A 21,581-nucleotide genomic window follows, 5' to 3' on the forward strand; every position below is an offset into this window, starting at 1 on the left:
GTACGACGCTCCTCATCCTCGCCGCGCTCCTCACCAGCGGATGCGTGGCCGTCCCCCCCGCCCCCCGCCCCCCCCCCCCCCCCCCCCCCCCCCCCGCCCGCCCCCCCCCCCCCCCCCCCCCCGCGACCGGGGGTTTCGTCGGATCGGGGTCGGTCAGACGGGCGTCGGCGTCTGGGACGACGCCGGGCCGGGGGTCCAGCGCAGTACGGCGCCGAGACCGCCCGCCGGGCCCGTCATGTCCTCGGGCACCACGAGCACTTCGGAGTCGGCGGCGACGCAGGCGCGCAGCAGGGCGTCGTCCGCGCGGGCCTCCTCAGCCCTGCCGAACCCCCAGCCCTTCGCCTCGGTGCGGCCGACGGCGATGTCGTACGCGCCGGTGCCGACCCAGACGGGCCGCCCGGCGTCGGAGGCGTCGTGGCCGAGGAGCAGCGTGGCGACCTGGTGTTCCCGCGCGGCCTCCACCACGGCGGGTACGCCTTCGGCGGCGGGGCCGGGAGACGTCTCGACGGTCGACTCGCGGTGCTCGCCGGGGCGCCCGCGCGCCGCGCGGAACGCGTCGAGCGTGCGCTGCACCCGTTCGCGGGCGTACCGGGAGCGGGCCTCCTCGACCTGGCGGGCGAGGTTCTCGGTGGACGCGCCGGGGGCCCGGCTGCCGTTCTCCACGTCGACGGCGATGTTCCGCAGCTGCTGCGGGAGCCGTTCCCGTACGGCCGCGCGCTCGCGTGCGTCCCCGGCGAGGACGAGCAGCGTGCCGCCGTCCTGGGGGCAGCGCCGGGCGATCTCGGCGGCGATGATCTCGGCCGTCTCGTCCCAGGCGCCCTCGACCTTGTTGGTGTAGTGCCATTCGTAGCGGTCCTCGGGCATGCTTCGGTGGCCGCGGCCCTGCCACTGCTCCCCCTCGGCCGTGCCCATGTGCTCCCTGCCGAAGGAGTGCCACCGCTCCAGTTCGGCGCCCGTACGGTCGATGAGGGCGACCATGCAGTCCGGTTCGTCGGTCCGCAGGAACATCAGCGGGGCGATGTGCGGGAGGCTCGACCAGGTCACTTCGACGGTCGGCGGGGCCACGGGGAGGGGCAGATCGAGCACGATCTCCCCGGCCGTGGCGTAGAGGGCGCGCCCGGGCGGGGCGCCCGAGGCGGGCTCGGACGCGAGCCGGTCCGCTACCGCGCCGACGGTGGCCGGATCGGCGCCGTCGTCGACGAGGGCGCTGACGACGGATCGGTCACGGAGGTTCTGGATCTTCACCGCGTCCTCGGTGGCCCGGTTCGTCTCGATGAAGACGGAGGCCCAGGGGCCGGAACGTTCCAGAAGCGGTTTGAGGAAGTCGAGGTCCATGGTGTCCCCAATGATGTCGGGCGGGCATCGTCGCCTGAGCTTTCGCCTTTCGGTCGGTCACGGGTCGTCCCGGGTCTGTACCGGTCACTCACCTTCCGCGGCGCCCCTTCGTCTCCCTGGTGCCGGTCTCGTCCTCCGTCCGGCGTTCGCCCTCCGCCTGGGAGGGAGTGGTCTGCCGCATCGCGTCGTCGCCGTCGCCCAGCAGCTGTGCCTCGCGGGCGCGGGCGGCCTCACGGTCCAGCTCGTGCTGCCGCCGCACCGCGTCGTCCGACGCGTGCTCGCGGGGTCCGTCCCTGCGCGCGCTCATGGCCTTCCTCCACTCGTCGGGGTCCTCGGAGGGCGACTGCCCCGGCTCGCGGCGGGCATGCGGCGGGCTCCACCGCCTACGGTTCGCCCTCGGACGCGGCCGTCCGTTCCTCCTCGGTCCTGTCCGCCGCGATGTCCACGTGCATCGCGGCCTCCTCGGCGGGCGCGGCCCCGTCGTCGGGGCCGACGTCCCGGGCGACGGCGCGGTCGACCCGGCCCACCCGCGTGGCGACCGGGGCGAGCCGGCCGGCCCGGGTCGCACCGGCCTCCTCGTCGACGGGCTCGCCCGCTCCCTCCGGCAGGTCCCCGATGCCGTCGCCCTCGGGGGGCGGCGCATCCGGGACCTCCTGGGCGAGCCTTTCGTCGAGCGACTCGCCCTCCCGCTGCTCGCGCTGGGTGGTGCCGTGCCGGGTGACGCCGCGCGGGCGCTCGGGCGGGGAGTAGCCGGGGACGGACATGTCCTCGAGCGGGTCCGTCACGATCGCGTTGTCCGGATCGAGTTCGCCGGAGGGCCGGTTGTCCACGTCGGAGTGGGTGGGCTGGTAGACGTCGTCGCCGCGGGCGCCGGGGTCGGGCTCGTCGCTGACCATGGCGGGTTTCCCTTCGTCTCGGTGAGCGGGTGGGCGGGTGTACTGCGGGCCGGTGCCCGGTCAGTCGGTGGCCAGGATGATCGCGTACACGAGGAAGAACAGGGCGCACACGACGACCAGGATCCACAGCAGCAGGAGGGGGCCGGTGGCCCAGCCGCGCCGGGGTGGCCGGTGCGGGCCTGTTCCCGTTCCGGTCCCCGACTCCGCCGGCGGTGTCTCGCCCGGTCGCATGCCGCCGTCCGGGAGGTTCCTGGGGTCCGGGTCGGGGTTGCTCGGTGCGGTCATGAGGTCTCATCTCCCTCGGGGTACAGAGGGTCCGTACGGTCGAACGGCCCGGTCCCGACGATCCGGCGGCGCGTCCCGGGTCTCCCTAGAGGTCGCGGAGGGCGGGCAGCAGCGTCGTCTCCGCCCAGCGCAGGAAGGGCATCTGGTGGGCGCCTCCGACCTGGACGAGGGCGAGGTCGGTGAAGCCGGCCTCGGCGAAGGGGCGGACGGCGTCCACGACGGCGCCGACGTCGTCCCCGCAGGGGACGCTCTTCGCCACGTCCTCCGGGCGGACGTACTCGGTCGCCTGCTCGAAGCCCGCCGGGAGGGGGAGTTCGGCGTTGAGGCGCCAGCCGCCCACGGACCAGCGGAACTGCTCGTGGGCCCGGCCCACGGCGGCGTCCCTGTCGGTGTCGAAGCAGACCGGCAGCTGGCCGATGCGGGGCTTGCCCGCACCGCCCTGCGCGTCGAAGGCGTCAAGGAGTTCGCGGTCGGGCTCCGTGGCGATCAGCAGATCGCCGTGGCGGCCGGCCAGCGCGCAGGAGCGGGGCCCCGACACCGCGATGCCGACGGGCGGCGGCGTGTCGGGGACGTCCCACAGCTTGGCGTCGTCGACCTGGAAGTGGCGGCTGTGCCGGGTCACGTACTCCCCGGAGAACAGGGCGTGGATGATCTCGGCGGCCTCGTCGAGCATGTCCAGGCGGACGCGTGCGGAGGGCCAGCCCCGGCCGACCACGTGCTCGTTGAGGTTCTCTCCCGAGCCGAGGCCCAGCCGGAACCGGCCTTCGGACAGCAGTTGCAGCGTCGCCGCCTTCTGCGCGATCACCGCGGGGTGGTAGCGGAAGGTCGGGCAGGTCACGAAGGTCATCAGGGGAATGCGGGTGGTCGCCTGCGCGGCGGCTCCGAGGACGCTCCACGCGTACGGTGCGTGGCCCTGTGACGCCAGCCAGGGGAAGGAGTGGTCGGAGATCACGGAGAAGTCGAATCCGACCCGTTCCGCCTCGACCACGTGCCCGACCAGCTCACGGGGGCCTGCCTGCTCGGTCATCATCGTGTATCCGATGCGCATCATGCCCCGCGACTTGCCACGGCGGGCGTGCCTGAAACGGTCCCGGGCCCGTCACATGCCGCCGCGGGGGTTCGGGTCCTCGGGGCCGGGCGGCATCGGCCAGGCATTCCGCTCGTTCCCGGGGGTGGGCATGTTCTTGGGTCCGGGCTCCGCCGGGACCGGCCCGGGTCCCTCACCCATGGCGGCGCCAGGGGTGCTCCGCCCGGTCTCCCCGCCGGCGCTCGTCCCCGCGTCGGCGGGACGGATACGGCCGCGCCAGCCGCCCGTCTCCCGGCCCTGCTCCTCGATGAAGCCCTTGAACCGGCGGAGGTCGCCCTTGACCCGCCGGTCCAGCACACCCATCGCGTCCGCGGCCTTCTCCAGGAAACCGTCGGACTCGACGTCCATGGCCAGCCGGACCCGGGTGTGCTCACTGTCGAGGGGCTGGAAGCTGACGACACCCTTCTGCTGCACGTCCCCGGCCACCGTCCGCCACGACACGCGCTCGTCCGGCAGCTGGTCGACGATCTCCGTGTCGAACTCCCGCCGCACCCCGGCCACCTTCGTCCGCCAGTGGCAGTGCCGGTCGTCCGTCTGCCGTACGTCCTCCACGCCCTCCATGAACCTCGGGAACTCCTCGAACTGCGTCCACTGGTCGTACACCGTCCGCAGCGGAACATCCACATCGATCGTCTGCTCGACCCTGCTCATGACGTCCTCTCCTTCACGTCTGTCTCGGACACCGTCGCGCGTACCCGGCGATCCGCGCCCCATGCCCGGTCGCCTGGCGCCTCGCGGACGGGCCGGTAGCGTGGATATACCGGCATATACCGTCACATACTGGGAACGAACCGGGAGTCGGCCTTGGCGAAGGACGCGCTCGTCGTCATCGACATGCTGAACGCCTACCGGCACGAGGACGCGGAGCGTCTCGTCCCGTCGGTGGCCCGGGCCATACCCGGCATCGTGGATCTGCTGCGGCGCGCAAGGGCGGCGGGTGTTCCGGTCATCTACGCGAACGACAACTTCGGCCGCTGGCGCTCCCACCACGGCCAGATCCTCGACATGGCGCTCTCCGGCGACCACCCCGAACTCGTCGAGCCGGTCCGGCCCGACGAGGACTCGCTGTTCGTGGTCAAGGCCCGCCACTCCATCTTCTACGAGACGCCGCTCGCCTATCTGCTGCGCGGTCTGGAGGTCGACGGGCTCGTCCTCACGGGGCAGGTGACCGAGCAGTGCGTCCTCTACTCCGCCCTCGACGCGCACATCCGGCACCTCGGGGTCACGGTGCCGCGTGACGCGGTGGCCCACATCCACGGGGACCTGGCGGACGCGGCCCTGCGGATGGTGGAGCGGAACATGGGCGGTCGGATCGTCGACGCCGCCGACATCGCGTGGTGACTCCCGGCGGCCTCGGGTGGGTCCCGAGCGCGTGCCGCGGCCCGGTGGCGGTGCGCTCGCCACCGGGCCGCGGCGCGTCGGGTCTGCCTCCGGGCCGGGTCAGGATTCCGAGACCGTCTCCACGAGGTCGCCGGTCTGCCGGTCGGAGAGGGAACGGGCGACATCGGCCTGGGCGATGATGCCGACGAGGATGTGTCCGTCGATGACGGGGACGCGGCGGATCTTGTGTTCGCTCATGACGCTCAGCACCTGCTCGACGCTGTCGTCCGCCTTGACGGTGATGATCTCGTCCTGCGCGCACTCGCCGGCCGTGCACTGTGCCGGGTCCTTGCCCTGGGCGACGGCCTTCACGACGATGTCGCGATCGGTGAGCATGCCCTTCAGCTTCTCGTCGGGGCCGCAGATGGGCAGCGCGCCGACATCGAGATCGACCATCTTCCGGGCGGCGTCGACGAGGGTCTCGGAGGAGCGGACACAGGTCGCGTCCGGGGTCATGATGTCGCGTGCGGTGGTCATGACTATCGCCTGCACTCAGGGTCGTGGTGGCTGTGTCTGACGGGTGCCCGGCCGGGCACCCCGGTCCGCGGCCGCCGGGCCGGGGAACACCCGGCCCGGCACCCACGGGTGAGGTCGGCGGGCCCTAGGCGGGCGGGCGCGGCTTCATGTCGTCGACGGCCTTCCCGCTGCGCCGATGCCCCTTCTCCATGGCCTCACGGGCCTTGCCCTTCATCTCCTCGGTCTTGCCCTCGGCCTCCATCCGCTTGTTGCCCGTCGCCTTGCCCACGGTCTCCTTGATCTTTCCCTTGGTCTTCTCCACACCGCTCTTCTTGGCCATGAGGGGCTCCTTTCTCGTCCTGCTCATCGATGGGCGTCCTCGTCGGCAGGCGTCATCCACGGTTCCCGCCGCCGTCGAGGGCGTCGACGATCGCGCCCGCGAAGGCGTCGAGGTCGTCGGGCCTGCGGGAGGTGATCAGGGGGTGGCGTCCGGAGGTGTCGACGACGACCTCCCGGTCCACCCACGTGCCTCCGGCGTTCTCCAGGTCGGCGCGCAGCGACGGGTACGAGGTCAGTTCACGGCCCTTGGCCAGTCCGCTGTCCACGAGGAGCCAGGGGCCGTGACAGACCGCGGCCACCGGTTTGCCGGCGTCGGCGAAGGCCGAGACCAGGCGCAGTGCCTCGTCGTCGGTGCGCAGCCGGTCGGCGTTGACAGTGCCGCCCGGGACGACCACGGCGTCGAAGCCGTCCGCGGTGGCTGTCGCGAGCCTCGTGTCCGGTGCGACCTCTGAGCCGGGGCGGCGGTCCGATACGAGGGTCTGGACGGGCTCGTCCTTCTGCGCGGCCACCGTGACGCGGGCTCCGGCCTCGCGCAGGACGGCGATGGGCTTCTCCAGTTCGACCTGCTCCGTCCCGTAGTTCGTCGTCAGGACGAGGACGCTCCTTCCGTCGAGCTTTCCGTCGGGCTTGCCGTCACGCGACACGGCACATTCCTCTCTGCGGGTCGGCCCCCCACCATTCCTGCGGGTCACCGCGCAGGCGCCGCGCAAACCTCGTACGCCGGGGAGAACGAGCCGCACATGATTTCCCGGCTAGGGGGGAAACGCCGGGGATCCAAGGGTTTCGCGCCGAGGACCGGCCGGCCCCAGAGGCAACGGAGGTTCTGCCATGGTTCCCCTTCTTCTCGTCCTCCTGGTGATCCTGATCCTGTTCGGCGCCGGCTTCGCCCTCGACGTGCTCTGGTGGATCGCCATCGCGGTGCTCGTGGTGTGGCTGCTCGGGTTCCTGATGCGGAGTGGCAACGGTCGCTGGTACCGCTGGTGAGGCGGGGGTTCCCCGCCTCAGAGGGCGTTCACGCCATGAGGGCCGGCCCGCGCCCCGGAATCCTCCGGGGCGCGGGCTCCGGTGCGAGGCCTCACCGGACGAATCTGGACTAAACCGTGTCAAAACGTCGGACAACGGGCAGGCTTTCTTCAGGACGCTCGACTGACGGGCCCCGCGGCTCCGCCCCCTCGGCGGCGACGGAGGCCCATTGCCACCGTCGAAGGAGCTTTTCATGTCCACCGTCCGTGACCTTTCGGTCACCTCCGCCACGGCCCCGGGAACCGTCGAAACGGCGGGCGCCAAGACCCGACGGGCAGCGCTCGACGGCCTGCCCGAGCCGACCCGGCCCACCGCCGTCTCCACGGACGACGCGCGGACCCTCTCGGTCGCGCTGTTCGAACGACTGCGGGTACTGGAGGAGGGCACGCCGGAGCACGCGTACGTCCGCAACACCCTTGTGGAACTCAATCTCAGCCTGGTCAAGTTCGCCTCCCGCAGGTTCAGGAACCGCGCCGAACCCGTGGAGGACATCATCCAGGTCGGCACGATCGGTCTGATCAAGGCGATCGACCGCTTCGACCCCGGCCGCTCCATCGACTTCTCCGCCTTCGCCCTGCCGACGATCGTCGGCGAGATGAAGCGCTTCTTCCGCGACACCAGCTGGGCCGTGCGCGTCCCGCGCCGCCTCCAGGAGATGCGGATCGACCTCGCGAAGGCGGCCGACGCCCTGGAGCAGAACCTCGGCCGCCGGCCCAGCCGCGCCGAACTCGCGGCGCGGCTGCATCTCACGGAGGACGACATCACGGAGGGCCAGCTGGCGGCCCACGGCTACGCGGCCCGCTCCCTGGACGTTCCCGCGGGTGACGAGGACTCGGCGCCCGGCGCCAGCCCGCGGCACCTGGCCACGTCCGAGCCCTCCTACGAGCTGATCGAGTCCCTGACATCGTTGCGGCCGCTCCTCGAGCGGCTCCCCGAACGCGACCGGCACATCCTTGAGCTCCGTTTCGGCGAGGAACTCACCCAGGCGGAGATCGGGCGGCGCATCGGACTCTCCCAGATGCACGTCTCGCGGCTGCTGACCCGGATCCTCGGCGAACTCAGGAAGGGCCTCCTCGAGGAGGCCGAGGAGGAGCCGGACGCCACGGCGGCCGCGACGAGCGACTGACCTCCAGCCAGACCACCTTGCCGACCACTCCCGGGCCCCTGTCCTCGCTGCCCCAGTCCCCGGCCAGCCTGTCGAGGACCATCAGGCCGTGGCCGCCGGGCAGCGCGGGCGACCGGGTCTGCTGGACGAGGGGGTGCTCGGGGTTGGTGTCCGCCACCTCCACGCGGAGCCACCCGTGACCGTGCCGCAGAACCAGCTCCTCCGGGCCGCCGGCGTGCAGACAGGCGTTGGTGACCACCTCGGACACCAGGAGCAGCACGTCCTCGACCCGCTGCTCGGCCTCCTCGCTCTCCGCGGGGATCCAGCCCCATTCGGCGAGTGCCTGCGCGGTGAAGTCCCGGCAGCGTGAGACCACGCCGCGGGTCCCGTACAGCGCGAGCCTGCGCACCTGCTCCCGGGTGCCGTCCACCCTCTCCGGCATGTCACCCCCCGACATGTCCCTCGCCGCCTTCGTGGCCGCGCCGGGAGAGCGCGTCCTCCGTGTTCTCGTACACGTGGAAGACGCTCCGGGCGCCGGTGATGTCGAACATCCGGTCCACCGGGGGACGCAGTCCGGACAGGTCCAGGCTCCCTCCGGCCTCCACCATCCGCAGCCGGGCCCTGAGCAGCACGTTGAGCCCGGACGAGTCGCAGAACCCGAGGCCGGAGCAGTCGACGACGACCCGCCCGCTGCCGTCCCCCCGTTCTAGCTGTTCCCGCAGCGGGGCGACGGAATCGCGGTCGAGTTCGCCCGCGAGCACCAGGACGACGGTGTCCGAGTCCGGCACGGGCCGTACTTCCACGCTGACGCCGCCGGCCCGGAACCGGTCGGGCAGGTCTCCCTCCCCGCGCTCCGTCCGCTCTTCGTTCCGCATGCGCTCACCAGCCTTCGCTCACCAGCCTTCTGATTACTTTTGCCCTTTCTACACCTTTTTCCACGCCCTGACCGTGCCCATGTCGTGGCACGCGGACGGCGCCCGCACAGAGTGCGGACGCCGTGGAAAGCGGATGCGCGGGGCCGGATCAGCCGCGGACGATGTTCTCCGCCTGCGGGCCCTTCTGGCCCTGCGTGATGTCGAACGTCACGGCCTCACCTTCGGTGAGCTCGCGGTATCCGTTGCCCGAGATGTTGGAGTAGTGAGCGAATACATCCGGTCCACCGCCGTCCTGGGCGATGAAGCCGAAGCCCTTCTCGGAGTTGAACCACTTCACGGTGCCGCTGGCCATGCTCGTCCTTCTGGTCAATCCGGCAGCGACCCCGGTGCCGGGCGCTGCGGCGCCCTTCTGCGGGCGTCCACACCTGTCCTCCCCCGCCTCGCCCGTACCTACACCCATGATTCCGATCTTCTTACCGCGCCACTCGAAATCCGTACGCCCGAGCGAGTCGATCACTCGTCCGTGAGTTGCGCCGCCGGCCCGGCACGCGCGCCCCGATCCTTGCGTGGGCGGTCGCGATCCTGCCGCCCCGTCGGAGCCGGCTGTGGGTGGGGAGAGGTCATGACGCGGGACACGGGACGCCACGGAGGCCCGGCGGGGCAGGCGGTGCTGCTGGCCGCCGGGCTCGCGGACGTGGCGGTGGGCGCGCTCGGTTCCGCCCTGGGCGCCGTACGGGGCCTCGCCCACCGCTCGGACGCCGCGGAGCTGGTCGCGGAGGCCGAACGGGACCTGGCCGCGCGGGGGCGTCTGGTGCTCGACCGCTACACGGCCGTGCCCCCCGCCCATCTGGAGGTGCTCGCCCAGCACGTGCTGGCCCGGCGGGTGGCTGCGGGTGACTGAGCGGTGGGAGGCGGCCGCGTTCCGGGCCCGCGTCGACGCGGTGCTGCACCGGTTCGTCGCCGACGAGGCCGACCTCCTCGCGGCGGTCGACCCGGCCCTGGCCCCGGTGGCCGAGCAGGTGGAGGCGGCGGTCGCGGCGGGCAAGCGGCTGCGGGCGGCGTTCTGTTACTGGGGCTGGCGCGCGGCCCGGCAGCCCGAGAGCGAGGCGCTGCTGCGGGCGGCGGCGTCCATGGAACTGGTCCACGCGGCCGCGGTCGTGCACGACGACCTCATCGACGACAGCCCGCTCCGGCACGGACGGCCCAGCGCCCACGTGGCCCTCGCCGGCGCCGTACGGCACCATCCGCGGCCGCCGGAGGCGGCCAGGTCGCTCGCGATGCTGGTCGGGGACCTGCTCATGTCGCTGGCCGGGCAGCTGTTCGCGACCAGCGGCCTGCCCGCCGCCTACCTCGGCCGGGCGAGACCGCTGTGGGCGGCGCTCGCCCGGGACCTGATCGCCGGTGAGTGCCTGGAGATCCTGCACACCGGTGCCGCGCCGGACACGGCGGCCTCGCTGAAGGTGATCCGATACAAGACCGCCAAGTACACCGTCGAGCAGCCCCTGTTGATCGGCGGCGCCCTGGCCGGGGCGGGTGAGCGGCTGCGCGAGGGGTACAGCGCCTACGGGCTGCCGCTGGGCGAGGCCTTCCAGTTGCGGGACGATCTCCTCGGCCTGTTCGGAGACCCCCGGCACACCGGCAAGGACGGCTCCGACGACGTACGCGGCCACCGGCCCACCGCCCTGCTCGCGGAGACGTGGCGCCTCGCAGGACCCGACGAGCGGGACCGGCTGAGCGCCCTGCTCGGCCGGCCCGACCTGGACGAGGACGGGCTGGAGGCCGTACGCGACACGATGCGCCGGCTGCGGACGCCCGACCGCGTCGAGCACATGATCACCGCCCGGGTCGAGGAGGCGCTCGCCGCCCTTCGCGACCTCGACGTGCCCGCGCCCGCCGACGCCGCCCTGACCGCCCTGGCGCACTCGGCGGCGACCCGGCGGTCCTGACACCCGTCGCCGGGGCGCGGCCGACGCCCCGGCGGAGACAAGGAGCCCTGCCATGGCACCCACCGACGCCTCGACGAACGCCCTCCGCCAGTCCGGTGACGAACTCGCCGACGCCACCGTCGCCGCTCTCTTCGAGCGCGGCGAGACCGGCACGTACAACACCCTGATGCGGTTCTTCTCCACCGCCGGCGCTCCCGTGCCGGACGGCCTGCCCGACGTCGCGCGGGAGTACCTGGCGGCCACGAGCGCGCCGCCCTCCTGGGTGGACTGGGACGAGATGGAACGGGCCCGGCTGTTCCTCGTCGACAACAACGTGCACGTCGCCACCGCGCTGTCCTTCGCCGCCATGCCCGCGTGCTACCTCGTCCCGCACGTGGCGAAGCTGCTGTCGACGACGCACGGTCTGAAGTACCCGGCCACGCGCATGGCGGCGACCGGCCAGTTCACCGTCTACCTGATGCGGCCCGACGCTTTCGAGGCCGGCAGCCGGTTCCTTCCCGCCGCGCAGAAGGTCCGTCTGCTGCACGCCTCCATCCGTCACCACCTCGCGCGCGAGGACCGCTGGGACACCGCGGTGTCGGGGGTGCCGATCTGCCAGGAGGACATGATCGGCGGGCAGATGTTCTTCTCGCTGCTCGTCCTCGACAGCCTGCACCGCCTCGGCATCCACATGTCCGAGGAGGGAGCGGCCTCCTACTACTACGCCTGGCGCGTGGTCGGCGCCCTGCTCGGCGTCGACCAGGAGGCCGTCCCCAAGTCCCTCGACGAGGCACGGGAGTTCCTCGACCGGTACATGATCCGGCACATGGGCCCGTCCCCGGAGGGCGCCCTGCTGACCCGGCAGCTCATCGACCTGTACGAGGAGGTCGTGCCGGGGACCCTGCTCGATCCGATGGTGCCCGCGCTGGTCCGCTACCTCGTCGGGGACACCTGCGCCGACTGGCTGGAGGTCCCCAGCACGCCCTGGGACACCGTCGTCAAGACGGTGCCCCACCTCCTCGGCGTGCTCGAGACCATCGAGGACCGCTCACCCCTTGGTGCCTGGGCGCTCGACCGGCTCGGTGACCTCACCACCCGCTTCGAGCTGTCCTCCCTCACTCGAGGGCGCGTCATGCACTACGCCGTCCCCGAGCACCTCAGGGAGGAACACGGCCTTCCCGGCGCCCCGTCCCGCACCAGGCGGTGGACACCGCCCCCGGCCACGGTCTCACCTTGAACCGGGCGGGCGGCCGGGCGACAGGTCTGCCGCTCAGCGCGGCGGCGGTGCCCGACCCCTGTCACCTCGGGTGTACCCAGCGGTAACCTGCGGGCCCTGTCCGCGATTCGGGGGATTCCCATGGGTGCCTTCACGCCGTTCGATCCCGTCGCCGAGCACGAGAGGACCCGTGCCGCTTTCTGCGCCGTGCTCCCCCGGCTGGCCCGGCTGCTGCGCGAGGTCCCCGACATGGACGCGCCTTCCGGGGTTCCCGTGTGGACGGTCGGCGACGTCGGCGCGCACCTCGCGGGCGCGTACTTCGCGTACGCCGCCGGCTTCACCGGCGAGCCCATGGACTGGGACGGGATCATGCCGCGGGGCGACGCGCCGCTCGGCGAGCGGATCGCGGCCGTGAACGCGCTGTCCGTCGGTCTCCTCGGCCGGGAGGAACGGGCCCGTCTCCACGAGGTCGTCGTCGAGCGGGGCGAGACGTTCCTGCGGGTCACCGAGGGCCTCGCTCCGGACACTCCCGTCGCCGCGCCCTGGCTCGGGAGGGAACGGACGGTCCCGCTGTCGGCGGCGACCGGTCTGATGCTCAGTGAGAGCCTCGTGCACGGCCTGGACATGGCGCGCGGGGCCCGACGGCCCTGGTCGATCCGTCCGGACGAGGCGGGTCTGGTGATCGGGCAGTCGATGCCGACGACGATGCCGGCGGCCCTGGACACGGTGAAGGCGCGCGGGGTCCGCATCGCGTTCGACCTCGTACTCAAGGGCGGTCCCCGACTGGCGGTCGTCGTCGACGACGGCACGGCGACCGTGACGCGCGACGCCCCGCCGCGCGCGTACGACTGCCGGATCACGGCGGCACCGGTCGCGTTCCTGCTGGTGTCGTTCCGGCGCACACCGGTCTGGAAGGCGGTGGCGCGCGGCGGGCTGCGGGCCGGCGGGCGCAGACCGTGGCTCGCGACGCGGCTCGGCGAACTCATCGTCACGCCCTGACCGCGGCCGTCAGTGGGTCCACTCATCGAGGACCTCGGCGATCCGCCGGACGTCGATGCGGCCCTCGGCCACCCGCTCGACGAGGTCGATGGCCTCCTCCGCCGACACGTCGACGGGGTACCCGGAGGCGTGGAGATAGGCCGCCGCGACGACCACGCCGTACAGCTCGTTGGAGTGTTCGAGGGCCGGGACGCGGACGAACTGCTCCAGGAGCGCGGCGGCCCGGTGGTGCGGCCGGTCGTACACCGGGGTGTCCATCACATGGAAGACGTGGCGGGCGCGGGCGGCCTCCAGCGCTCCCCAGTCGGAGATCTCCGGATCGCCGGGTATCTCGGACTGGGCGACGGCGAGCAGCCAGGACAGGTCGATCCGGAGCAACGCTCAGACCCGGTTCAGCCGGCGCCGGTGCCGTGCTCCGCGGGGCGGCCGAAGCGCTCCGCGAAGGCGGGGCCGTGCAGGCCCACGAAGGAGCGGGCGCCTTCGAAGAACCGCGCGCGCTTCAGGTCGGCGTCCAGGACACGGCCCGCGTAGTCCTCTGCGGGCAGGCGCTGCTCGGCCGCGGCACGTTCCAGCGCCTCGTACGCCTCTTCGCTGATCTCGATCCTGATCTCGCGTGCCATGCGCCCACGGTAGCGGCCGGGCGCCGGGCGCGGCAGAGGGCGGGCGCCGGGCGCGGCAGGGGGCGGCGGGGCCGGCGCCTCCGCGGTTCGGGATCCTCGTCGCGGCCAGGGTGGCGGGATACCCTCGTGACCTGCGCCTATCCCTGTGATCGGATGGGGCCATGGATTCTCGGACCCTGTACCTGTTCAGCAGCGCGGCCCCGCCCGTCTTCGACGTCGCCCGGGTCATCGAGGAGGCGCAGGCGGACGGCTGGGACGTGTGCCTCGGCCTCACGCCGACGGCGGCCCGCTGGCTCGCGCACTCCCTCGACGGCCTCGCCGTGCTCACCGGCCACCCCGTGCGGTGGGACTACTCCCTGCCCGGCGATCCGGCCGTGTGGCCGGAGGCGGATGCGGTCCTCGTCGCGCCGGCCACCTTCGACACGGTGAACCAGTGGGCCCTCGGGCTCACGGGCAAGTGGCTCGTGGGCGTGGTGGCCGAGGGCATCGGGAAGGGGCTGCCGATGGCGGTGATGCCGTGCGTGAACGCGGCGTACGTCGCGCATCCCCAGTTCGAGCGGTCGATCGAGACGCTGCGGGGAGCCGGGGTCAGGGTCGTGTACGGCGAGGGCGGCTTCGTCCCCCACGAGCCGGGCCGGGGGAACCCGGAGACGTATCCGTGGCGCGCGGCGCTCGACGCCGTGGCGGACGTGGCCGGCCGGGGGCTGCCGCCCCTGGGGTGAAGCGATCGGGGGGTCGGATCCGCCCGGCCGTTCCGGGTCCCGCCGGGGGCGCGCGTTCTGACGCCGCGCGCTCCCGGGGCGTCCCGCGCCGGGAGCCGCTACTGCCCCACGCGGCCGTCCACGCACTCGCGCAGCAGGTCGGCGTGTCCGCAGTGCCGGGCGTACTCCTCGATCCGGTGCACCCACAGCTCCCGCACCGCGGTGTCGTCCTGGATCACCCGGGCGCCCAGGTCCGGGCACGCGAGGAGGGCGGCGTCGGTCGCCGCCTGCTCGCGGGCGAGATCGGCGAAGGCGCCCTCTACCACCTCCGGTTCGGCGACGGCTCCTTCGAAGTCGCCGTCGGCCGCCCCGTACAGCTCGGGCTCCGGGTTCTCCGGCAGGATCCAGTTGCGCCAGTCCCGCTCCACCTCGGCAAGGTGGCGGACCAGGCCGAGGAGGGACATGGTCGACGGCGGGACCGACCGGCGGGCCAACTGCTCAGGGCCGAGGCCCTCGCACTTCATCAGGAGGGTGTGCCGATAACCGCCCAGGAAGTCCTGGAGCGTCGCCAACTCACCGTCGGGAGCGGGGCCTTCGCTGTGCCGGGGATCCTTGTCGGGGTCCGCCCACATGTCGGGGTAGACGCTGGCCCCACTCCACCGCTCGGGTACGTCGCTCGCTGTGTCCACGTGCCGAGGATGGTGAGCCGGGACCCGGTGCACAAACGATTATTCCGCAAGGGAGTTCGCGAGATCGCGTGTGCGGCGTGAAGGCGATGCGGAGAGATCATTAAGAAACCTTGTTGAATAACCCCGTACCCCGGGTTCGCTCTTGATTTGCTCCTGCCAACCCGCACAGGGTTTCTCTCGAACGTTTGACGCCCCACACGTCAACACGAGGAGAGAACCTCTTTCATGGCAACTCACAAGCGATCCCACGGCCTTCGCAACGCGGCCATAGCCACAGGTACGGCTGCCGCGGCCGCCGCGGCGCTGTTCGCGGGCAACCTCGCCGGGGCCGCCACCCCGGCCGAGGGCACCGTGCACGGCCTCGGCGCCCCGGGCGCCGTCGCCGGCAGCTTCGTCGTCATCCTCGACGCATCCGCGAACAAGGCGGACCTCGCGAAGAAGTACGGCGGCACGCTCCAGCGCTCGTACGGCTCCGAGGTGAACGGCTTCTCCGCGTCCGGCCTCACGGTCGAGGAGGCCAAGCGGCTCGCCGCCGACCCCGCCGTCGGCACGGTCGTGCAGAACAAGCGCTTCAGCATCAAGGAGACCCAGGAGAAGCCGCCGTCCTGGGGCCTGGACCGGATCGACCAGGCCGCGACCGCGGGCGACGAGAAGTACACCTACCCGGACAACGGCGGCGAGGGCGTGACCGCGTACGTCATCGACACCGGCGTCCGGATCTCGCACCAGGACTTCGGCGGCCGGGCACAGCACGGCTTCGACGCCGTGGACAACGACGACAGCGCCGACGACGGCAACGGCCACGGCACCCACGTGGCCGGCACCATCGCCGGCACCGCCCACGGCGTCGCCAAGAAGTCCAAGATCGTGGCCGTGCGCGTCCTGGACGACAACGGCTCCGGCACCACCGAGCAGGTCGTGGCGGGCATCGACTGGGTGACCCAGAACCACTCCGGGCCCTCGGTCGCGAACATGAGCCTCGGCGGCGGCGCCGACGAGGCGCTCGACGCGGCGGTCAAGCGGGCCATCGCCTCCGGCGTGACCTTCGCGGTGGCGGCCGGCAACGAGTCGGCCGACGCCGGGCAGGGCTCGCCGTCCCGCGTGCCGGAGGCGCTCACCGTGGCCTCCAGCACCAAGGACGACGAGCAGTCCGACTTCTCGAACTTCGGCGCCGTGGTCGACCTGTACGCCCCCGGCTCGGACGTCACCTCGGCCTGGAACGACAGCGACACCGGCACCAAGACGATCTCCGGGACGTCGATGGCCGCGCCTCACGTGGCGGGCGCCGCGGCCCTCTACCTGGCGGCCAACACGTCGGCGACGCCCGCCGACATCTCCACCGCGCTGACCGGCGCGGCCACCGCGGACGCCATCAAGAACCCCTCCGCCGGCACCGCGAACAAGCTCCTCAAGGTGGCCCCGTAGCCACACCGCACCATCGCACCACTGAGCCGCTGCACCACTGCACCACTGCACCACTGCATGACCGCATGACCGCATGACCGCATGACCACCACCGCACCACCGCACCACCGGTCGGCCGACCACCGCGTCACGAGAGGTGGCCCTTCACACACCCGTGGAGGGCCACCTCCCGCGTGCGACGACGAGATACTGCCCCCATGCAGCAGACGCCGCCCGCCATGAAGCCGGAGCCCATATCGGCCGACCCGCCGCACCGCACCGACCGCACGCTGCTCACCCAGTCCTGGCTCGACCTGACCTTCCTGCACTGGGCCGTGGACCCCGCCGACGTGGCCCCGCTGCTGCCCGCCGGAACGGTGCCCGACACGCTGGACGGGGTCACCTATGTGGGACTCGTCGCCTTCCGGATGCACCGGGTCGGCTGGTTCCGCCTCCCCGGGCTCCCCTATCTCGGCAGCTTCCCCGAGACCAACGTCCGGCTGTACTCCGTGGACGGGCACGGACGCCGCGGTGTCGTCTTCCGCTCCCTCGACGCGTCCCGTCTGATCCCCGTGGCCGTCGGCCGCTGGGCGTTCCGGATCCCCTACGTCTGGTCGCGGATGAGCGTCCGCAGCGACGGCTCCACCGTGACGTACACCAGCAGCCGGCGGTGGCCGGGGCCCCGGGGGGCGGACAGCGCGATCCGCGTCGGGATCGGCGAGCGGGTCGAGGAGCCGACCGCGCTGGAGCACTTCCTGACCGCCCGCTGGGGCATGCACAGCTCCTTCCGCGGGCGTCCGATGTACCTCCCGAACACCCATCCCCGCTGGCCGCTGCACCGTGCCCGGCTCCTCGGCTGCGACGAGACGCTCGTCGCGGCCGCGGGTCTGCCCCGGCCCCTGGGCGCGCCCGTGAGCGTGCTCTACTCGCCGGGCGTACCGGTCCGCTTCGGCGGGCCGCCGCCACGGCCGGACCTCGGGTTCGTCCCCCGTCCGCGCGACGGCGACGCCTGACCGACCGCCCGGGGCGCGGTGCTCCGGGCGGTCGGTGCGGGGCCGGGCCGGCCGCGTGTCAGGGGCAGCTGACGCGGATGTCGCCGGGGTCGGTGGTGCAGGTGTCCGTACCGGGGCCGCCGTTGGCGGTGTCGTTGCCCGCGGTGCCGTCGGTGGTGGTGAGGCGGTCGTTGCCGTACGAGCCGGTCAGGGTGTCGCCGCCGGAACCACCGTTGAGGGTGTCGTCGCCGATGCCGCCGTCGATGTTGTCGTTGCCGAAGCCGCCGTGGACGGTGTCGTGGCCGTAGCTCGCCCGGAGGGTGTCGTTGCCGCCGAGGCCGCAGATCACGTCGTTGCCGTTGCCGCCGTTCAGGGTGTCCGCGCCGCTGGTGCCGATGATCGTGCAGCCGCGGCTGTTGTTCACCGAGGTGGAAGCCGCGGCCGTGTTGTCGGACGTCATCGGGTCCTGAGGTGTGCCGCTGACGGTGGCGGTGTTCGTGAGCGTGCCGGCGCTCCTGGGCTCCGCCGTGACCGTGACGGTCGCGCTCGCGCCCGGGGCCAGCGAGCCGACGGCGCAGGTGGCGCCCGTCGTGGTGGTGGTGCAGCCGCCCTGCGAGGGGACGGCCGAGACGAGCGTCGCGCCGGCGCCCGCGAGGGTGTCCGTCAGGGTGACGCCGGTCGCGGTGGCGGTGGACGTGGCGGCGTTGGAGACCGTCACCGTGTACGTGGCGCGGTCGCCGATGCCGACGGTGGCCGTGCCGGTCTTCGTCACCCGCAGATCCGCGCTCGGCGGGGGCGGGGTCGTGCCGTCGCCGCCCTGGTACCGGGCGAGGGCGAAGGCGAAGCCCGCGCCGTAGCCCGCCGCGACGATCTTCCCGTCCGGCTGGACGAGCACCCCGCGGGCCTCGCCGAAGTCGTCGAAGCCGGTCACCACGAAGCCGTCGCCGCCGAAGCCGGTGTCCACCGTGCCGTTGGTGTGGAGACGGGTCAGGCCGAAGCCGTGGGCCTCGGAGCTGTTCGGGTCGGCCGCCCGGCCGGCGAGCACGATCTTGCCGTTCCCCTGGAGCGCCATGTCGTACGCGATGCCGCCGTCGCCCGGGGCGTTGACGGACGTACGCCCGCCGGTGCCGAAGCCCGCGTCGGGGTGCCGTCGGCGTGGTAGCGGAGGGCGGCGAAGCCGGCGCCTCCGGAACCCGCCGCGACGATCTTGCCGTCGGGCTGCACGGCCACGGCGTTGCCGAACTCGGTGCCGCCGAAGTCCGCGGTGACCATGCCGTCGCCGCTGAAGGTGGTGTCGAGACTGCCGTCGGTGTTGTAGCGGGCCACGCCGATGTCGAAGGCGGTGTTCCCGACGTAGCCGATCGAGACGATCTTCCCGTCCGGCTGGAGGGCCATGCCCTGGGCGATGCCGCCGCCGTCCTGGGGCGAGGTGGCCGTGAATCCCGCGACCACCGCGCCGTCGCCGCCGAGGCCGGGGTCGAGGCTCCCGTCGGCACCGAGGCGGACCACCGCGAAACCGCCGCCACCGGGCTTGCCCACGGCGACGATCCTGCCGTCGGGCTGCACCGCCACGTCCGCGCCGTCCGCGGACCCGCCGAACTCGGCGACGCGCACCAGGCCGCCGTCGCCGAAGCTCAGGTCGGGGTGGCCGTCGGGGTGGTAGCGGGCCACGGAGAAGAAGCAGCAGCCGCCGCCCTCCTCGTCGAACACCGCGGTCGTGCCCGCCACGACGATCTTCCCGTCCGACGGCTGGATCGCGACGGCGTTGGCCGTGCCTCCGCCGCCGCCGAAGTCGCTGATCACCGTGCCGTCCCCGCCGAAACCGGGGTCGAGGGCGCCGTCGGTGCCGTACCGGGCGAGCGCGAAGCCGGACTCGCTCGCCCCCACCACGACCAGCTTGCCGTCGGCCTGCCGTGCGATGTCGTGGCCCTCCGCATAGCCGGTGACGGGGGTCGTCACCCGGCCGTCGGGACCGATGGTCGGATCCAGATCGCCTGGGGCGGCCAGGGCCGTCCCGGGGAGCGCGAGGACGAGCGCCATGCCGAGTGCCGTTCCGAGCGCGGCCGGCATCCCGGCCCTCCCGCCCGGTCCGCGGCGGCGTTCCGCCGGTCTCAGCTGTCCATGGGTCATGGGGGAAGAACCTCCGTCTTCGCGGGTGTACGGGAGCAGCGCACAGCTTCGTGCCGGTCCGCCCCCCTCTCCCTCGGGCCGTGCCGGAATGGGCCCACCGGCCCCCGGGAACCACCCCCGCGAGGGAGCGCGCGGGGCGCGCTCCGCTTGTCGGCCACCGGCCGCCGGGGTCGGCGGTATGCCCCCGGGGGCCCGGGGCGGCTCGGGCACCACGTACCCTCGCCTCGGACGGGACACGGGTGCGGATCGCGGGATACCGGACGCACGGCGAGCGGGGAACGGAACATGACGCAGGCGCACGGGCAGCGGACGGAGCCGCCCGGTGGGGACGACCGTGACCGGGCCGCCACCGTGCGCGTCTTCATCGCCCTCGCTCCGCCCGACGAGGCGAAGGACGAGCTCGCGCGCGCACTGGGCCCCGCGTACGACGCCTACCCGCACCTGCGGTGGAACCGCATCGAGGACTGGCACATCACCCTGGCCTTCCTCGGCGAGCTCCCGGTCGCGACCGTGCCGCTCCTGCGTCCGCCGCTCGCCGGCCTGGCGGCTTCCCGCCGGCCGGTCGGACTTGCGCTGCGCGGCGCCGGGCACTTCGACGAGCGGGTGCTGTGGAGCGGGATCGAAGGGGACCTGGACGAGCTGCGGCGGCTCGCCTCCGATGTGCGCACGGTGGTCAGGGAGTGCGATGTCCCCTTCGAGGACCGTCCGCTGCGGCCGCATCTGACGCTGGCCCGTGCCCGGCGCGACGACCGGTCGAGCGTGGTGGACATCGCCGCAGGACTGGACGGCTTCACCGGCCGCCGCTGGCCGGCCGAACGGCTCCACCTGGTCGGCAGCGACTTCGGGCGCGGACCGGGGCCGATCCGGTACCGCGACATCGAGTCGTGGTCGTTCGACGGAAGCTGAGGCCCGGGGCGGTGTCGCAACCGGCGGTGGTCCCCGGGCGTGTTTCCCTGTGAAGTGATCACTCCGGAAAGGGAGTTCCCTTGTCCTTCTCAGGATTCAGCCCGTCCCGTCGTACCGCTCTGGCCCTCGGCGCGGGTGCCGCCGTCGCCTCCGCGTTACCGCTCGGCGGGAGTGCCCACGCCTCTGCCGGGTCCGGCGGCAAGAACCTCGCCCCGCGGCTGTGGGAGCTGGAGCAGCTGCACTCCGCCCGCCTCGGCGTGTTCGCGCACGACGTGCGGACGGGGCGCTCGGTGGCGTACCGCGCCGACGAACGCTTCCCTATGTGCTCGCTCTTCAAGGCCGTCGCCGTCTCGGCCGTGCTCCGCGACCTCGATCACGACGGCGCGTTCCTGGCGCGGCGCATCCGCTACACCAAGGCGTACGTCGAGCGGTCCGGCTACTCCCCCAGGACCGAGCTGCCCGAGAACCTCGCCCACGGGATGACCGTCGCCGAGCTGTGCGACGCCACCCTGCGCTACAGCGACAACGCCGCCGCGAACCTGCTGCTGCGCGAGCTGGGCGGTCCGACCGCGGTCACGCGGTTCGCCCGGTCGATCGGCGACACCGTGACGCGGCTCGACCGCTGGGAGCCCGAGCTGAACTCGGCGGAGCCCTGGCGGGAGACCGACACCAGCAGCCCCCGCGCGATCGGCCGGACCTATGGCCGGCTCGTGCTCGGCGACGTGCTCGCGCCGCGGGACCGGGAGCGGCTCACGGCGTGGATGCTCGCGAACACCACCAGCGGTGAGCGGTTCCGGAAGGGGCTGCCCGCCGACTGGCTCCTCGCCGACAAGACCGGCGGCGGCCGGTACGGCGGCAACAACGACGCGGGCGTCACCTGGCCGCCGGACGGCGGTCCGATCGTGCTCGCGGTGATGACCACACGGTTCGAGGAGGACGCGGCGCCGGTCGACGCGCTGGTGGCCGACGCGGCGGCCCTGGTGGCGGCCGAGCTCGGCTGACCCGGGAGAAACGGCTCGAATAAATGGGTTGAGCGTCGCCCGCGGCCTTCCTAGGCTGTGGGTACACGCTGAAAGGAGGTGATCCGAGAACATGGTTTCTTTTCGGATTCGTGAGGTGACTGCGGGCTAACGGCCTGCCGTCGCACTCTGTGCACCCCGGCAGGTCACCTGCCGAAAACCACGCAGTCACCCGACCCGTGGGCCGCCGGTAATCCGG

28 protein-coding genes and 1 pseudogene are annotated in these 21,581 nt (G+C 72.8%); 12 read left to right on the plus strand and 17 right to left on the minus strand.

The annotated features are described in order from the left end of the window. Positions 1-153 precede the first annotated feature (153 nt). The 6 genes and pseudogenes from ACIA8N_RS33220 to ACIA8N_RS33245 form a co-directional block, all read right to left on the minus strand. A complete protein-coding gene (locus ACIA8N_RS33220; RefSeq protein WP_365787859.1) occupies positions 154-1,335 on the minus strand; it encodes a hypothetical protein in 1,182 nt (393 codons plus the stop codon). Between the two features lie 88 nt (positions 1,336-1,423). Further along, positions 1,424-1,642 carry a hypothetical protein gene (locus ACIA8N_RS33225; RefSeq protein ID WP_365787861.1) on the minus strand — a complete coding sequence of 73 codons (219 nt, stop codon included), beginning with the start codon at positions 1,640-1,642 and terminating at the stop codon, positions 1,424-1,426. Between the two features lie 76 nt (positions 1,643-1,718). Next, the gene (locus ACIA8N_RS33230) at positions 1,719-2,231 is read right to left on the minus strand and encodes a DUF5709 domain-containing protein (protein ID WP_365787863.1); all 513 of its coding nucleotides are present in this window, start codon (positions 2,229-2,231) and stop codon (positions 1,719-1,721) included. Positions 2,232-2,291: 60 nt separating this feature from the next. Beyond that, positions 2,292-2,516, minus strand: a complete 225-nt coding sequence (locus ACIA8N_RS33235; protein ID WP_365787865.1) for a DUF6480 family protein — start codon at positions 2,514-2,516, stop codon at positions 2,292-2,294. Positions 2,517-2,601: 85 nt separating this feature from the next. Further along, complete coding sequence (locus ACIA8N_RS33240) at positions 2,602-3,567, minus strand: LLM class F420-dependent oxidoreductase (protein ID WP_365787867.1); 966 nt, start codon at positions 3,565-3,567, stop codon at positions 2,602-2,604. A gap of 216 nt (positions 3,568-3,783) precedes the next feature. Further along, positions 3,784-4,254, minus strand: a pseudogene (locus ACIA8N_RS33245) (SRPBCC family protein); the annotation flags it as partial. Positions 4,255-4,407: 153 nt separating this feature from the next. On the opposite strand from ACIA8N_RS33245, the gene ACIA8N_RS33250 reads away from it, so the two are divergent. Continuing rightward, positions 4,408-4,944, plus strand: coding sequence for an isochorismatase family cysteine hydrolase (locus ACIA8N_RS33250; protein ID WP_365787869.1), 537 nt, complete (start codon positions 4,408-4,410; stop codon positions 4,942-4,944). Positions 4,945-5,043: 99 nt separating this feature from the next. Here ACIA8N_RS33250 and ACIA8N_RS33255 read toward each other — a convergent pair whose 3' ends face one another. From ACIA8N_RS33255 to ACIA8N_RS33265, 3 genes are all read right to left on the minus strand, one after another. Then, positions 5,044-5,460, minus strand: coding sequence for a CBS domain-containing protein (locus tag ACIA8N_RS33255; protein WP_365787870.1), 417 nt, complete (start codon positions 5,458-5,460; stop codon positions 5,044-5,046). A gap of 124 nt (positions 5,461-5,584) precedes the next feature. Beyond that, positions 5,585-5,779, minus strand: a complete 195-nt coding sequence (locus ACIA8N_RS33260) for a CsbD family protein (protein WP_365787872.1) — start codon at positions 5,777-5,779, stop codon at positions 5,585-5,587. Positions 5,780-5,831: 52 nt separating this feature from the next. Next, complete coding sequence (locus tag ACIA8N_RS33265; RefSeq protein WP_365787874.1) at positions 5,832-6,422, minus strand: type 1 glutamine amidotransferase domain-containing protein; 591 nt, start codon at positions 6,420-6,422, stop codon at positions 5,832-5,834. Positions 6,423-6,606: 184 nt separating this feature from the next. On the opposite strand from ACIA8N_RS33265, the gene ACIA8N_RS33270 reads away from it, so the two are divergent. Next, complete coding sequence (locus ACIA8N_RS33270) at positions 6,607-6,762, plus strand: hypothetical protein (protein ID WP_030213722.1); 156 nt, start codon at positions 6,607-6,609, stop codon at positions 6,760-6,762. Between the two features lie 232 nt (positions 6,763-6,994). Beyond that, positions 6,995-7,927, plus strand: a complete 933-nt coding sequence (locus ACIA8N_RS33275; RefSeq protein ID WP_365784539.1) for a SigB/SigF/SigG family RNA polymerase sigma factor — start codon at positions 6,995-6,997, stop codon at positions 7,925-7,927. On the opposite strand, the gene ACIA8N_RS33280 is transcribed toward ACIA8N_RS33275, so the two are convergent. The 3 genes from ACIA8N_RS33280 to ACIA8N_RS33290 all read right to left on the minus strand — a co-directional run bounded on the left by ACIA8N_RS33280 (position 7,860) and on the right by ACIA8N_RS33290 (position 9,133). Further along, a complete protein-coding gene (locus ACIA8N_RS33280) occupies positions 7,860-8,348 on the minus strand; it encodes an ATP-binding protein (protein WP_365784541.1) in 489 nt (162 codons plus the stop codon). The two genes, ACIA8N_RS33275 and ACIA8N_RS33280, sit on opposite strands and share 68 nt — an antisense overlap. A gap of 1 nt (position 8,349) precedes the next feature. Continuing rightward, on the minus strand, positions 8,350-8,781 hold the full coding sequence (locus tag ACIA8N_RS33285; protein ID WP_365784543.1) for an STAS domain-containing protein: 432 nt from the start codon (positions 8,779-8,781) through the stop codon (positions 8,350-8,352). A gap of 148 nt (positions 8,782-8,929) precedes the next feature. Further along, complete coding sequence (locus tag ACIA8N_RS33290; protein WP_030213732.1) at positions 8,930-9,133, minus strand: cold-shock protein; 204 nt, start codon at positions 9,131-9,133, stop codon at positions 8,930-8,932. Positions 9,134-9,403: 270 nt separating this feature from the next. Here ACIA8N_RS33290 and ACIA8N_RS33295 point away from each other — a divergent pair, with 270 nt between their 5' ends. The 4 genes from ACIA8N_RS33295 to ACIA8N_RS33310 all read left to right on the plus strand — a co-directional run bounded on the left by ACIA8N_RS33295 (position 9,404) and on the right by ACIA8N_RS33310 (position 12,921). After that, positions 9,404-9,682 carry a polyprenyl synthetase gene (locus tag ACIA8N_RS33295; RefSeq protein WP_365784545.1) on the plus strand — a complete coding sequence of 93 codons (279 nt, stop codon included), beginning with the start codon at positions 9,404-9,406 and terminating at the stop codon, positions 9,680-9,682. Beyond that, entirely contained in the window at positions 9,675-10,727 is a 1,053-nt protein-coding gene (locus ACIA8N_RS33300; protein ID WP_365784547.1) for a polyprenyl synthetase family protein, read from the plus strand. Before ACIA8N_RS33295 ends, ACIA8N_RS33300 begins: the two co-directional genes overlap by 8 nt. A gap of 52 nt (positions 10,728-10,779) precedes the next feature. Continuing rightward, positions 10,780-11,943 (plus strand): oxygenase MpaB family protein, encoded by a 1,164-nt coding sequence (locus ACIA8N_RS33305; protein WP_365784549.1) that lies wholly within the window; start codon positions 10,780-10,782, stop codon positions 11,941-11,943. Between the two features lie 120 nt (positions 11,944-12,063). Beyond that, positions 12,064-12,921 carry a maleylpyruvate isomerase N-terminal domain-containing protein gene (locus tag ACIA8N_RS33310; protein WP_365784551.1) on the plus strand — a complete coding sequence of 286 codons (858 nt, stop codon included), beginning with the start codon at positions 12,064-12,066 and terminating at the stop codon, positions 12,919-12,921. Positions 12,922-12,930: 9 nt separating this feature from the next. Here the strand turns inward: ACIA8N_RS33310 and ACIA8N_RS33315 are convergent, their stop codons facing one another. Further along, positions 12,931-13,299 carry a fic family toxin-antitoxin system, toxin component gene (locus tag ACIA8N_RS33315; protein WP_365784553.1) on the minus strand — a complete coding sequence of 123 codons (369 nt, stop codon included), beginning with the start codon at positions 13,297-13,299 and terminating at the stop codon, positions 12,931-12,933. Between the two features lie 14 nt (positions 13,300-13,313). Beyond that, complete coding sequence (locus tag ACIA8N_RS33320; RefSeq protein WP_030213749.1) at positions 13,314-13,541, minus strand: hypothetical protein; 228 nt, start codon at positions 13,539-13,541, stop codon at positions 13,314-13,316. Positions 13,542-13,702: 161 nt separating this feature from the next. On the opposite strand from ACIA8N_RS33320, the gene ACIA8N_RS33325 reads away from it, so the two are divergent. Next, complete coding sequence (locus tag ACIA8N_RS33325; RefSeq protein WP_365784555.1) at positions 13,703-14,263, plus strand: flavoprotein; 561 nt, start codon at positions 13,703-13,705, stop codon at positions 14,261-14,263. 98 nt (positions 14,264-14,361) lie between these two features. Here the strand turns inward: ACIA8N_RS33325 and ACIA8N_RS33330 are convergent, their stop codons facing one another. Then, positions 14,362-14,874: a DinB family protein gene (locus ACIA8N_RS33330; protein WP_365784669.1), complete on the minus strand. Its 513-nt coding sequence runs from the start codon at positions 14,872-14,874 to the stop codon at positions 14,362-14,364. Between the two features lie 282 nt (positions 14,875-15,156). Here ACIA8N_RS33330 and ACIA8N_RS33335 point away from each other — a divergent pair, with 282 nt between their 5' ends. Both ACIA8N_RS33335 and ACIA8N_RS33340 read left to right on the plus strand, forming a co-directional pair. Next, positions 15,157-16,356, plus strand: coding sequence for a S8 family serine peptidase (locus ACIA8N_RS33335; RefSeq protein WP_365784557.1), 1,200 nt, complete (start codon positions 15,157-15,159; stop codon positions 16,354-16,356). 197 nt (positions 16,357-16,553) lie between these two features. Continuing rightward, the gene (locus ACIA8N_RS33340; protein ID WP_365784559.1) at positions 16,554-17,348 is read left to right on the plus strand and encodes a DUF2071 domain-containing protein; all 795 of its coding nucleotides are present in this window, start codon (positions 16,554-16,556) and stop codon (positions 17,346-17,348) included. Positions 17,349-17,406: 58 nt separating this feature from the next. Here the strand turns inward: ACIA8N_RS33340 and ACIA8N_RS33345 are convergent, their stop codons facing one another. Then, positions 17,407-18,399, minus strand: a complete 993-nt coding sequence (locus tag ACIA8N_RS33345; protein ID WP_365784561.1) for a hypothetical protein — start codon at positions 18,397-18,399, stop codon at positions 17,407-17,409. Further along, complete coding sequence (locus ACIA8N_RS33350; RefSeq protein ID WP_365784563.1) at positions 18,315-19,457, minus strand: hypothetical protein; 1,143 nt, start codon at positions 19,455-19,457, stop codon at positions 18,315-18,317. Before ACIA8N_RS33350 ends, ACIA8N_RS33345 begins: the two co-directional genes overlap by 85 nt. A gap of 285 nt (positions 19,458-19,742) precedes the next feature. Here ACIA8N_RS33350 and thpR point away from each other — a divergent pair, with 285 nt between their 5' ends. After that, entirely contained in the window at positions 19,743-20,363 is a 621-nt protein-coding gene (thpR, locus tag ACIA8N_RS33355; RefSeq protein ID WP_365784565.1) for an RNA 2',3'-cyclic phosphodiesterase, read from the plus strand. An 80-nt stretch (positions 20,364-20,443) separates the two neighbouring features. After that, entirely contained in the window at positions 20,444-21,364 is a 921-nt protein-coding gene (gene bla / locus ACIA8N_RS33360; RefSeq protein WP_365784567.1) for a class A beta-lactamase, read from the plus strand. Positions 21,365-21,581: the final 217 nt, after the last annotated feature.

Source organism: Streptomyces sp. NPDC051822 (assembly GCF_044452745.1).
In the GTDB taxonomy this organism is placed as follows: Bacteria; Actinomycetota; Actinomycetes; order Streptomycetales; family Streptomycetaceae; genus Streptomyces.